At 64.0% G+C, this 11,037-nt stretch carries 13 protein-coding genes; 7 read left to right on the forward strand and 6 right to left on the reverse strand.

Annotation, left to right across the window (positions count from 1 at the left end; translation table 11 throughout):
- The first annotated feature begins 26 nt into the window (after window positions 1-26).
- The gene (locus ACVJNE_RS11390; protein WP_499565644.1) at window positions 27-821 is read left to right on the forward strand and encodes a hypothetical protein; all 795 of its coding nucleotides are present in this window, start codon (window positions 27-29) and stop codon (window positions 819-821) included.
- A 90-nt stretch (window positions 822-911) separates the two neighbouring features.
- Here the strand turns inward: ACVJNE_RS11390 and dksA are convergent, their stop codons facing one another.
- Window positions 912-1,328, reverse strand: coding sequence for an RNA polymerase-binding protein DksA (gene dksA / locus ACVJNE_RS11395; protein WP_173191326.1), 417 nt, complete (start codon window positions 1,326-1,328; stop codon window positions 912-914).
- Between the two features lie 271 nt (window positions 1,329-1,599).
- On the opposite strand from dksA, the gene ACVJNE_RS11400 reads away from it, so the two are divergent.
- The 5 genes from ACVJNE_RS11400 (at window position 1,600) to ACVJNE_RS11420 (ending at window position 7,374) form a co-directional block, all read left to right on the forward strand.
- A complete protein-coding gene (locus ACVJNE_RS11400; RefSeq protein ID WP_368803008.1) occupies window positions 1,600-2,103 on the forward strand; it encodes a SixA phosphatase family protein in 504 nt (167 codons plus the stop codon).
- A gap of 98 nt (window positions 2,104-2,201) precedes the next feature.
- Window positions 2,202-3,662: a YcjX family GTP-binding protein gene (locus ACVJNE_RS11405; protein ID WP_499565646.1), complete on the forward strand. Its 1,461-nt coding sequence runs from the start codon at window positions 2,202-2,204 to the stop codon at window positions 3,660-3,662.
- Window positions 3,659-4,732: a YcjF family protein gene (locus ACVJNE_RS11410; protein WP_499565648.1), complete on the forward strand. Its 1,074-nt coding sequence runs from the start codon at window positions 3,659-3,661 to the stop codon at window positions 4,730-4,732. The genes ACVJNE_RS11405 and ACVJNE_RS11410 overlap by 4 nt, the downstream gene beginning before the upstream one ends.
- 118 nt (window positions 4,733-4,850) lie before the next feature.
- Window positions 4,851-5,393, forward strand: coding sequence for a hypothetical protein (locus tag ACVJNE_RS11415; RefSeq protein WP_368803005.1), 543 nt, complete (start codon window positions 4,851-4,853; stop codon window positions 5,391-5,393).
- 127 nt (window positions 5,394-5,520) lie between these two features.
- Window positions 5,521-7,374, forward strand: a complete 1,854-nt coding sequence (locus ACVJNE_RS11420) for a monovalent cation:proton antiporter-2 (CPA2) family protein (RefSeq protein WP_499565650.1) — start codon at window positions 5,521-5,523, stop codon at window positions 7,372-7,374.
- A gap of 18 nt (window positions 7,375-7,392) precedes the next feature.
- Here the strand turns inward: ACVJNE_RS11420 and folK are convergent, their stop codons facing one another.
- The 3 genes from folK to folP are packed head-to-tail and all read right to left on the reverse strand — an operon-like array spanning window position 7,393 to window position 9,189.
- Window positions 7,393-7,914, reverse strand: coding sequence for a 2-amino-4-hydroxy-6-hydroxymethyldihydropteridine diphosphokinase (gene folK, locus ACVJNE_RS11425; RefSeq protein ID WP_499565652.1), 522 nt, complete (start codon window positions 7,912-7,914; stop codon window positions 7,393-7,395).
- 27 nt (window positions 7,915-7,941) lie between these two features.
- On the reverse strand, window positions 7,942-8,307 hold the full coding sequence (gene folB / locus ACVJNE_RS11430; protein WP_173191308.1) for a dihydroneopterin aldolase: 366 nt from the start codon (window positions 8,305-8,307) through the stop codon (window positions 7,942-7,944).
- Window positions 8,308-8,325: 18 nt separating this feature from the next.
- On the reverse strand, window positions 8,326-9,189 hold the full coding sequence (gene folP, locus ACVJNE_RS11435; RefSeq protein ID WP_499565654.1) for a dihydropteroate synthase: 864 nt from the start codon (window positions 9,187-9,189) through the stop codon (window positions 8,326-8,328).
- A gap of 187 nt (window positions 9,190-9,376) precedes the next feature.
- Between folP and ACVJNE_RS11440 the strand changes: the two genes are divergently transcribed.
- On the forward strand, window positions 9,377-9,994 hold the full coding sequence (locus ACVJNE_RS11440; RefSeq protein WP_499565656.1) for a DUF922 domain-containing Zn-dependent protease: 618 nt from the start codon (window positions 9,377-9,379) through the stop codon (window positions 9,992-9,994).
- A 13-nt stretch (window positions 9,995-10,007) separates the two neighbouring features.
- Here ACVJNE_RS11440 and ACVJNE_RS11445 read toward each other — a convergent pair whose 3' ends face one another.
- Both ACVJNE_RS11445 and ACVJNE_RS11450 read right to left on the reverse strand, forming a co-directional pair.
- Window positions 10,008-10,328 carry a 2Fe-2S iron-sulfur cluster-binding protein gene (locus ACVJNE_RS11445; protein WP_173191305.1) on the reverse strand — a complete coding sequence of 107 codons (321 nt, stop codon included), beginning with the start codon at window positions 10,326-10,328 and terminating at the stop codon, window positions 10,008-10,010.
- A gap of 102 nt (window positions 10,329-10,430) precedes the next feature.
- Complete coding sequence (locus tag ACVJNE_RS11450) at window positions 10,431-10,799, reverse strand: Hpt domain-containing protein (protein ID WP_312860618.1); 369 nt, start codon at window positions 10,797-10,799, stop codon at window positions 10,431-10,433.
- Between the last annotated feature and the right edge of the window lie 238 nt (window positions 10,800-11,037).

Raw genomic sequence — 11,037 nt, forward strand, 5'->3', positions numbered from 1 at the left:
GCACGCGGCAGCAAAGGGAACGCGACATGCAGGCATGGTTGGAGAGTGTGGCCGGGCCGGATTATGCACCGGCGCTTATGTGGACCGTGGTCGCGCTGATCGTCCTGCTGGTTCTACTGATCGTGATCCGGATCGTACGCGGTTTCACATTCGGTACATTCGTCGCCGGCGGGCGCAATCGCAAGGCGCGCCTTGCGGTCATGGACGCAACCGCCGTCGACAGCCACCGTCGTCTGGTGCTGGTGCGGCGCGACGATGTCGAGCACCTCATCCTGATCGGCGGGCCGAGCGACGTCGTCGTCGAGCAGAACATTCGCCTCCTGCCGCCAGCGCGCAAACCGGCTGACGACATGCCTGTGGTTGCGCAGCCACCTGCCACGCCGCCCCAACCGGCGGTCGAGAGGCCGCATGCCCCCCGGTCGGAGCTCGCCGTTCGTGCAACGCCGCCGCGCCCGCAGCAACAGCCCGCCCCTCAAAGGGTACCGGTTGCGGAGCCCGCGCCCGCCGCAACGCCTGAGCCGCGTTTCCCGGCTTCTCCGGCAACAAATGCTTCCGCTGCGCCGATACCTCAGCCTCAGACGCCTCAACCAGCACCTTCGCCCGCCCCCGCGCCGACTGTGCAAACGCTTCGGCCGGTTGTCGCCGACCCCGAAACGCATCGGGCAGAGGCGACAAAAGTTGACGACATCGATGATGCGCTGCTGGAAGAACTGCAGGTCACGCTGGACGGCGACCACCGCCGCCAGGCCACGGTCAGCCCGGAAATCTCGCTCGACGACGAAATGAGTCGGCTGCTGGGGGACCTCTCCAGCAAGCGCTAAAGCGTCAAACACCTCGCGGGCCGCGAATTTGCCCGGCAACGCCTGCGCGAGACGAAAAAAAAGCGGCTTCAAGCCGCTGAGGTAATTGCCTTAGTCGTCCCGATAGACCTTTTCGCGGCGCTCGTGACGTTCCTGCGCCTCGATTGAAAGCGTAGCGATGGGCCTCGCATCCAGCCTCCGAAGCGCGATCGGCTCGCCGGTCTCCTCGCAGTAACCATAGGTACCCTCGTCGATCCGCTGCAGAGCCGCGTCGATCTTGGAGATCAGCTTGCGCTGACGATCACGAGCACGCAGCTCGATCGCGCGGTCGGTCTCGGACGACGCGCGGTCGGCGAGATCGGGGAGGTTGGCATTTTCCTGCTGCAGGATTTCGAGGGTTTCACGCGCTTCGCGCAGTATGTCGTTCTTCCAGGTAACCAGTTTGGCCCGGAAATACGCCTTCTGACGCTCGTTCATGAACGGTTCGTCTTCGGTGGGGACGTAATCGGCTTGAACAGTTGTTGACATTCGACTCAATCCCAAAACTTCAGTCCGGGCGCCTATATATTCGCGGGCTAGGAGCCGCACAAGCGCTAACGCAAAGGCATTCACGCATTTGTCAAAGCGATTCGTTCAGTGTTCGACAGCGCTGAAATCACTTATTGCGCGCCGGTTCCAACGCTGGATCGCGCTGAAACCGTCCTCCCGGCGTCCAGTTGCGCGATGCTGGCCGGGCCGCTAAATCCAGTGCGTGGGCCCGGTATCGCCATTCCGGCGGGGCCGGAACGGTGAGGTCCCCATGTCCCGGCTCTATCTTCTGCGCCACGCCAAGGCAAAATGGGCGGAACCCGGCTCGCGAGACTATGATCGCGCGCTAGAACTTTCCGGCAAAGCCGACGCCGACAACATTGCCGCCTCTATGCTGCTTGCCGGTTACATGCCGGACCGCGTGCTGTGTTCCGGCGCCAAGCGTGCGCGCGAAACCTGGGAGGCGGCGGCGCGGCATCTGCCTGTCACCGATGTACGCTACATGGACGAGCTCTACAGTTCGGACGCCACGGGTTATGTCGACATCATCCGCAGTGCCGGCGGTGACGGCTCTGTGCTGGTCGTCGGCCACAATCCAATGATGGAGGACCTGGCCATGGCGCTGTCATGCGGCGGCGAAAAAGATGCATTGGCAACCGTAGCTGGTGGCTTTCCGACCTGTGGACTTGCCGTCATCCGCTTTTCGACGCCCCTTTCGTCCATAGCGCCCGAAGACGGCTACCTCGAGGAGTTCGTCGCTCCACGCGATCTGTGACGGTCAGCTTTCGCCCGTAACAGCGATATTTCCCATGGCTCTTTCCAATTGGGGCCTGCAGCACCTATATCGGCTGCCATGAGCACGAGATATTTCTTTTGGCTGCCCTGACCAGTATCGGCGACGAGGCGCGCATCGCGCTCGACACGCTGACCGGACGGGCGGCGGGCCTGGTTTCGCCGTCGTTGCGGCTGGGTGTGACGGGTCTGTCGCGGGCGGGCAAGACGGTTTTCATTACCGCGCTGGTTCACAATCTCGTCCACGGCGGTCGCCTGCCCCTCTTCGAGGCGCAGAAAAGTGGGCGCATCTCGCGGGCCTATCTCGAACATCAGCCGGACGACGCCGTGCCGCGCTTCCAGTACGAGGATCATGTCGCAGCCCTCGTCGATGAACGTATCTGGCCGGATTCCACCCGTGCGATATCCGAACTGCGCCTGACCATCGACTATGAATCCGCATCCGGCTGGGGACGGCTTTTCTCGCGCGGACGGCTGTCGCTGGACGTGGTCGACTATCCGGGCGAATGGCTGCTCGACCTGCCGCTTGTCGGCAAGGACTATGCCGACTTCTCCCGCGACGCCTGCGATCTCGCCCGGCTGCCGGTGCGCGCGGACCTTTCTGCCGAATGGGCGGCGCTTGCAGGCGCCGCCGACCCCGACGCACCGGCCGACGAGATGACTGCGCGGCGGCTGGCCGAGGCCTTTGCCGCCTACCTCAAGGCCTGCAAGGAAGACGAGCGGGCGCTGTCGACCCTGCCGCCCGGCCGGTTCCTGATGCCCGGCGACCTTGAAGGCTCCCCGGCGCTGACGTTTTCGCCTCTGCCGGAACTCGGCGGTGACCGGGCCAAGCCCGGCTCGCTGCGCGCGATGATGGAGCGCCGCTTCGAGGCCTACAAGACGCATGTCGTGAAACCGTTCTTCCGCGAGCATGTCGCGCGGCTCGACCGGCAGATCGTTTTGATCGACGCCATGCAGGCGCTCAATGCCGGACCCGAAGCCGTAACTGACCTAGAGCGCGCGCTGACCGAGATCCTTGCCTGTTTCCGCCAGGGGCGCGGCAACATGCTGACCAGCCTGTTTTCGCGAACCATCGACCGCATTCTGATCGCTGCCACCAAGGCCGACCATATCCATCATGAGAGCCACGACCGGCTCCAGGCCATCGTGCGCCGCCTCGCAGACCGGGCGATCGAGCGCGCGAGCTTTTCGGGCGCGGAGGTTGACGTCCTTGCCATGGCGGCCGTGCGCGCGACGCGTGAGGGCACGGTCAAGCAGGGCCGGGATACGCTGCCGGTCATAATCGGAACGCCGATTGCCGGCGAACGAATCAACGGCGACACCTTCGATGGCGGAACGGAAACGGCCATATTTCCCGGTGATTTGCCGGAAAAAGCTGATGCGGCATGGAAGGATTCCGGAGGCGCGGCAGACGCCCCCATCCGGTTCGTGCGCTTCCGCCCGCCGAAGCTGGAGAGAACGGCAGAGGGGCTGACCCTGTCGCTGCCCCACATCCGCCTCGACCGCGCCCTGCAGTTCCTCATCGGGGACCAGCTCGCATGAAGGAACCCAGACGCCCCGCGGCCTTCCGCATCGAACCGGTCAGCAAGCCCGAACCGCGCCCCAAGGCCGAAGCGCCGCGCGCGCCCCGCGCCGTGAAACCGGATGCGGCAGTCGTCACGCCCGCCGAGATCGACATTTTCGACGAGCCGGACGCCGCGATCGCCGAACCTCCGCCCGCCTCGCCGCCCCGAAAGCGCTCCAGGCTCAGCGCGATCTTCATTGCCGCACTTGGCATTCTGGTTTCGATGGCTCTCGGCCTGTGGACCGAAAGCCTGATCCGCGAACTCTTCTCGCGTTCCGACTGGCTCGGATGGTTTGCCGTCGGCGTTGCAACGGTAGCAGCGCTCGCGCTGGTCGTGATCCTTGCGCGCGAACTGGTAGGGCTTGCCAGACTTAACTCGGTGGAATCATTGCGGCGGCGTGGAGCCGACGCGCTTGCCAATAACGATGCCCGCGAGGCACGCAAGGTGGTCGGCGAGCTGACCCGCTTCGTTTCCAGTAGGCCGGAAACGGCGGCCGGCAGGCGCGCTCTTGCCGAACTCGAGGACGATGTCATCGACGGTTCGGACCTCGTCCGCCTCGCGGAGAGAGAGTTGCTGGTGCCGCTCGACGCCCGCGCGCAGACGCTCATCCTGGACGCTGCCAAGCGTGTCTCCGTCGTCACCGCGGTCAGCCCGCGCGCGCTGGTCGACATCGCGTATGTCCTCTTCGAGGCCGGCCGCCTGATTCGGCGGCTGGCCGAACTCTACGGCGGGCGTCCCGGCACGCTCGGCTTCATCCGGCTGGCGCGTGACGTGCTGGCTCACCTCGCAGTGACCGGCGCGATCGCTGCGGGTGACGAATTTGTCCACCAGATCGTCGGCCAGGGGCTGGCCGCGAGGCTTTCGGCCAAGCTCGGCGAAGGCGTGGTCAACGGCATGATGACGGCGCGAATCGGCGTCGCGGCCATGGAAACCGTGCGCCCCCTGCCCTTTGCGGCCGCCCGACGGCCGGGCATGACCGACTTTCTAGCGGCTCTGACGACTTTTGTGCGCAGGAAGAACGCGACGGAAACCAAAAGCGGGGAATGACCTTGCGTCTTTCGGCGCGTTCGACCATTCTCCGCCCAAAGACGGGTAGACGAAGCGTTAACCATTCTTCGCCATGGTTTGCCTCGCTGTTCCCAGTCAAGCCGTAGCCGGGTGTCCCATGATCGCACGCGCATTTCTGACCGCATTCCTGCCGCTTGCGGCTGCCTCGTTGGTGGCTGCGCCCGCGCTTGCATCCGAGAAGGACAAGCGCTTCTTCAGCAAGGTTCAGGGTGAATGGTCCGGGCCTGGCGAAATCGTCGCCGGCAAATACAAGGGCACCCGTTTCAACTGCAACTTCAAGGGCGCTACGCCGGACGGCAAGCTCGGCATGTCGCTCGACGGCGGTTGCCGCGTCGGCCTGTTCACGCAGAAGATGTCGGCCAAGATCGAACACAAGGGCCGGCAGGGTTATCGCGGCACCTTCATGGATGGTGCGCTTGGCGAAGGGCTCGATGTTGTCGGTGGCGATGTCAGCAACGGCAAGGTCGTGCTGACACTCAACCGCAACCAGTTGAATGGCGCGATGCTGGCGCGCCTGCCCGACGACGACACCATGCACGTCACCGTGTCGGTCAAGGTCGACAAGGAAATGGTTCCGGTCATCGGGATGAACCTGAAGCGGGTCGACACCCGCTCGGTTGGCTCGGTCAGCAACCGCTGACTCCGGCGGCAAGGACACCGCCACCTTCCGCATTCGACCGCCTATTCCCTCACGCCTGTCATCCGCCTACAAATAGCGCTTGATACTGCGCGCGGAGTGGTTCCGCGCAAACATCAGGAGGCATGGCATGGCGGCTGAAGCAGCGCATCACGGCGTCGATCTCGTTCCGGTCGTGGCCTTGCTGGCCGCGGGTGTCGTTGCGGTTCCGCTATTCAAGCGCCTCGGTCTCGATTCAGTGCTCGGCTATCTGGCCGCCGGCCTTGTGATCGGCCCCTTCGGCATCGGACTGTTCAGCGACCCGGAAACGATCATCAGCGTCGCTGAGCTTGGCGTCGTCATGTTCCTGTTCGTGATCGGCCTGGAGATGCAGCCGTCGCGCCTGTGGAGCCTGCGCGGCGAAATCATGGGCCTCGGTATGCTGCAGGTCGCGACATGCGGACTGCTGCTTACAGGCGTCGGCATTCTGCTCGGCTACGATCCCGCCGTTGCGTTCGTCTTTGGCGTCGGCTTCGTTCTGACCTCGACTGCGATCGTATTCCAGGTGCTCAACGAACGCGGTGAGATGTCGACCCCCAAAGGCCAGCGCATCGTGTCCATCCTGCTGCTGGAGGACCTTGCCATCGTGCCGCTGCTGGCCTTCGTCGCCTTCATCGCGCCGGGCTCTGGCGAGGCGGAAGCCGGGTCGCGCTGGATTTCGATTGCCATCGCACTGGGCTCCATCGCTGGCCTTGTGCTCGTCGGGCGGTTCCTGCTCAACCCGCTGTTCCGCGTGCTGGCGCAGGCTGGCGCCCGCGAGGTGATGACGGCAGCGGCCCTGCTGGTGGTGCTGGGTTCGGCACTTGCCATGCAGCTCGGCGGGCTTTCCATGGCGATGGGCGCCTTTCTGGCTGGCGTGCTCCTTTCGGAATCGACCTTTCGCCATCAGCTCGAGGCCGATATCGAGCCATTCCGCGGCGTCCTGCTGGGGCTATTCTTCCTTGGCGTCGGCATGGCACTCGATCTCGGTGTCATCGCGCAGAACTGGGGCCTGATCGCTACGGCGGTCCTGGCCTTCATGATCGTCAAGGCGATCGGCATCTACGTCGTCGCGCGGCTGCTCAAGACGAGCCATTCGGAAGCCCTGGAACGCGCCGTCATCATGGCGCAGGGCGGCGAATTCGCCTTCGTGCTTTACGCGACGGCCGCCAATGTCGGGCTTATTGACGCGACAGTGAACGCCATCTTCACCTCGACCGTCATCGTTTCGATGGTGCTGACGCCCTTTGCGATGATGGCGCTGAAGCGCCTGACCCCGGAGCCTGAACAATCCATGGATGGCATCGAAGTCGCCCACGACATGCGCGGCAGCGTTCTCGTGATAGGTTTCGGCCGCTTCGGCCAGATCGTCAGCCAACCGCTGCTTTTGCGCGGCGAGGAGGTGTCGATCATCGACGACGACGTCGAGATGATCCAGGCGGCTGCGGAATTCGGCTTCAAGGTCTATTACGGCGACGGGACGCGGCTCGACATTCTGCACGCTGCCGGCGCCGACCATGCCAAGGCCATTCTCGTCTGCGTCGAAAAGCCCGAGGCGGCTTTGCGCATCGTCGAGCACATCAAGGCCGAGTTCCCGCTGGCAACCGTCATGGCCCGCGCATTCGATCGTGGCGCGGCAATCGAGCTGATCAAGGCCGGCGTCGATTACCAGATACGCGAGACCCTGCATTCGGCCTTTGCCTTCGGTCGCGCAACGCTCGAGACGCTCGGCGTACCCGACGAGGAAGCGGACGAGTTGATGGACGAGGTGCGCCGGCGGGATGCGGAACGGCTGGAAATCCAGGTTGTCGGCGGAATCTATGCCGGCAACCAGCTTCTGAAGGGCAATCAGCCGACACCGACACCGCTGGCAACGCCAAAACGCGGTGGCAGCGCCGGCAACGAGGAGGCTGCCGAAGCGATCCGTCGCGCGGCGGCATCGGGAGAAGAAGCCGCGCCCGGCTGATTGCAGCCTTGAGGGGGTTCAGAGGCGCCGCCACCAGTCGCTGCCGCCCGGCAACCGATCGATGCCAGCCGTGTCCACGCCAGCGAGCCGCCCGGCCGCGGGCTCGCCGTCCACGATCACGTCCGGCGCGATCTCCGCCAGAGGCGCCAATACGAACGCGCGCTCGCCCATACGCGGGTGCGGCACCTGCAGCCCCTCTTCGTTGATCCGCTCACTGCCGAACAGCAGAATATCCATGTCAATCACACGCGGGCCCCAGCGCTCGACCCGCACACGCTTGAGCGCGCGCTCCGTTTCAAGGCACAGGTCGAGAAGCGCGCGCGGCGACAGTGTCGTATCGACGGCGGCGACGGCATTCATAAAGTCCGGCTGATCGGTCTTCCCCCATGGCGGGGTGCGATAGAGCGACGAGACAGCCACGACCAACACTGCCGCATTCGCATCGAGCGCGCGCAGCGCGGATGCCATGGCGGCCGCCGGATCTCCGAGATTTCCCCCCAGCCCGAGATAGGCCCGGGTACGGTCTGTTACCGTGTTCATGCGACACAATCCGGAAGTGACGGGGTTTCAACCCTGCTGGGGCCAGACAACCGTGACCTCGACATAATCCAGCACGCCCGGCACCGGTGCATTCGGCTTGCGTACGGTGATTTCCGCCCGACGGATCTGCGGGAACGAGCGGCAAAGGGCCTTGGCCACATCGAGCGCCAGCGCCTCGATCAGGAAGCGGCGCTTGCCGGTGATAATCTTCTCGATTTCGATGAAGGCAACGCCGTAATCGACTGTCGCGTCTATTGAATCGCTCTCAAGGGCACTATCGGGCACCACGTCTAGGACCGCATCCACATAGAAGCGCTGCCCCAGCGTCTCTTCCTCGTCCAGCACGCCGTGGCGAGCGAAAAAGGCGCAGTTCTTCATCCGGATCGTATACATCGACATTCCTCCGCGCCGTCAGCCGGCGGCACCCCTGCCTGCTGCCATGCCACGCGCAACCATAGCATCGGCAAAGCGCAACGCGTCCTTGTTGATTGCGACATCATGCACCCGAAAAATGACGGCACCTTGCAGCCGCAGGATAACGCTCGTGGCAGCTGTCCCCGGCCCGCGCTCATCAGGCTCGCGTCCGGTCACCGCGCCCACGAAGCGCTTTCGCGACGTCCCGACCAGCCACGGCCGGCCGAGTGACGACAACTCGGAAAACCGCGCCATCAAGTCCAGATTCTCTTCTGGTGTCTCCTTGGCAAAGCCGAAACCGGGGTCGAGCAGGACGCGTTGTTCATCCACACCCGCGTCACGCGCGATCTCCAGCGACCGCGACAGGAAGGCAACCTGATCCGCGATAGGGTCGGCAAGCTTCATGCGCTCGCGCCCGGTTTGCATCACCACAAGCCCTGCCCCGGTGGCTGCCGCCACGCGCGCGATGCCGGGTTCCCGCTGCAGGCCCCAGACGTCGTTCACGATGTGCGCGCCGGCCTGCACGGCAAGCCGGGCAGTCTCCCCGCGGTAAGTGTCGACCGAAATCAGCGTATCGCCCTCGGCGGCAAGGGCTTCGATCACCGGCAGGATACGGGCCTGCTCCTCGGCCGGCGACACGGCGGTACCTCCGGGGCGCGTCGATTCCCCCCCGACATCGATGATCGATGCGCCCTCGTGCACCATGCGTCGCGCCTGGGTCAGCGCGGCATCGGCCTGTGCATAGCGTCCGCCATCCGAAAAACTGTCCGGCGTGACGTTCAGCACGCCCATGATCCTTGCCTCCGGCCCCAGTTCGAGGGAGCGTCCGTGAGCGAGTGGCCAGATATAGCGTTCGAACATCGGTGTTTCCGGAAAATGCTACGGACGCGTTTTGAGGCCGGGCAGCGGCAAATGCAATGTTGTTATCGCCAACATTGCACTCGGCGGCGCAGTGCTGCGATAACGGGCTCGTTACAAAGCAGTGCGACAATGTCGATTGCCTTGACTGCCATGCGCGGCTCACAGTGCCGCTCGATAAGGAGACGCCATGAAGAAGCTTGTCCTCGCTGCCGGCATCGTGGCGCTTGCCAGCCTGCCCTCGCATGGCGCGAGCATGTCGCGAACCTACACCTATTTCACCATTGGCGGGACGACGCTTGAGGAAATCGAAGGCGAACTAAGGAAGCGTGGGCCGCAGGTCGGCAGCGCCGGGTCACGGCACCCTGGCGCAACGCGCATGGAGTTCACGACCCGCGTCGGCTACAGCGAAAGCAAAGGCCGCTGCAACGTCGTCGAGGCGAATGTGCAGGTCAAGGCGAACATGATCCTGCCACGCTGGAACAGGCGCAAGGGCGCAAACGGCGAGACGCGTTTCGTGTGGGATACGCTTTCGGCCGATATTCGCCGGCATGAGGAAAGCCACGTCGTCATCGCGCGCAACCACGCCCGCCAGATGGAGCAGGAACTGCTGAATATCCGCAATGAAGCGGGCTGCGAGGCCGCGCAGGAGAAGGCCGCGGCAACGACTGCGCGCGTACTTGCCGCTCACGACAAGGCGCAGGACGATTTCGACAGGATCGAGGGGATCAACTTCGAGCGTCGGCTGATGCGCCTGATGGATTACCGGATGGAGCGCATCGAATCGGGAAAGATTCCGCCAAGCTGATCGGCCGCGGCGTTCAGCCCTGCCGCTCGGGGATGCTGACGACCAGGCCGTCGATTTCGTCACGCACCCGGATCTGGCACGAAAGTCGGGACGTCGGCCGGACCTCGTAGGCGAAGTCCAGCATATCCTCTTCCATGGCCTCGGGCGGACCGACAACGTCCGTCCAGGCTTCGTCCACGTAAACGTGACATGTTGCGCAGGCGCAGGCGCCTCCGCATTCGGCCTCGATGCCCGGAACGGAGTTGCGGATCGCATTTTCCATGACCGTGGAGCCATTCTCCGCGTCCACTTCGAAGCGCGTGCCGTCGAAGGCGATGTAGGTAATCTTCGTCATTGAGTTGCCTTGGTCGCACTGGCCATCGGCCAGTTTCGGCGCGACAGATACTCACCTGCCACCTCAAGTCAACCGTGGCGCATCCGCACGGCCGCCCACTCTCTATCTGTTGATCGCAGCCACGAAGTCACGAACCTCGTCGATAGCCTTTGACAGGCGAGCGATCAGCGCCTCGTTCTCCGGTGTATCTTCGATGGCGGCTGCGCAGTCACCGAGCTTGAATGCACCCAAGCCCCGGGCCGTCCCCTTAAGCGTGTGGGCGATCATCCGTCGATCGGCCTCATTTGCAGCGGCGAGGTTTTCGCGCGCGGCAGCTAGCTGCACCACGAACATGCCCAGCACCTCCTGCTCGAGCGCACGGTCTCCAAGCGTCTGCCGCGAGAGGTGAACGAGATCTATCGGTCTCGCCTTCGACGGTTCGCATGTTTCGCCGCCGGGCTTGCCGAACGCGGCACTATCCAGATCCTTCACCGTCCCAATCCCCTTGCCGGCCGTTTGCAGGTGGGGAACGAGTATGCCGTTTCGGGGTAGAGAAGCGGTTAACGCGCTGTCTGCGGATACGGCCTTTCCGCATGAAGGTAACGATTGCGAAAACCTGTTTGGTGCCCGGCTGTTAACCCTATGTTTAAAGTTTTACACATGGCGCCGAAACGCAGTTTCCTTTGTCGGCCTGTCCCAGTACGATACGCTATGGCCCGTATCAGGCCCA

This window comes from Mesorhizobium sp. DxT (assembly GCF_058448885.1).

Bases quoted from the DNA above. Each gene is read 5' to 3' on its own strand.
- folP (WP_499565654.1), bottom strand. From the start codon at position 9,189: ATGTTCGAACGCTATATCTGGCCACTCGCTCACGGACGCTCCCTCGAA.
- ACVJNE_RS11400 (WP_368803008.1), top strand. From the start codon at position 1,600: ATGTCCCGGCTCTATCTTCTGCGCCACGCCAAGGCAAAATGGGCGGAA.
- ACVJNE_RS11420 (WP_499565650.1), top strand. From the start codon at position 5,521: ATGGCGGCTGAAGCAGCGCATCACGGCGTCGATCTCGTTCCGGTCGTG.
- ACVJNE_RS11415 (WP_368803005.1), top strand. From the start codon at position 4,851: ATGATCGCACGCGCATTTCTGACCGCATTCCTGCCGCTTGCGGCTGCC.
- ACVJNE_RS11390 (WP_499565644.1), top strand. From the start codon at position 27: ATGCAGGCATGGTTGGAGAGTGTGGCCGGGCCGGATTATGCACCGGCG.
- folK (WP_499565652.1), bottom strand. From the start codon at position 7,914: ATGAACACGGTAACAGACCGTACCCGGGCCTATCTCGGGCTGGGGGGA.
- ACVJNE_RS11410 (WP_499565648.1), top strand. From the start codon at position 3,659: ATGAAGGAACCCAGACGCCCCGCGGCCTTCCGCATCGAACCGGTCAGC.
- folB (WP_173191308.1), bottom strand. From the start codon at position 8,307: ATGTATACGATCCGGATGAAGAACTGCGCCTTTTTCGCTCGCCACGGC.
- ACVJNE_RS11445 (WP_173191305.1), bottom strand. From the start codon at position 10,328: ATGACGAAGATTACCTACATCGCCTTCGACGGCACGCGCTTCGAAGTG.
- dksA (WP_173191326.1), bottom strand. From the start codon at position 1,328: ATGTCAACAACTGTTCAAGCCGATTACGTCCCCACCGAAGACGAACCG.
- ACVJNE_RS11440 (WP_499565656.1), top strand. From the start codon at position 9,377: ATGAAGAAGCTTGTCCTCGCTGCCGGCATCGTGGCGCTTGCCAGCCTG.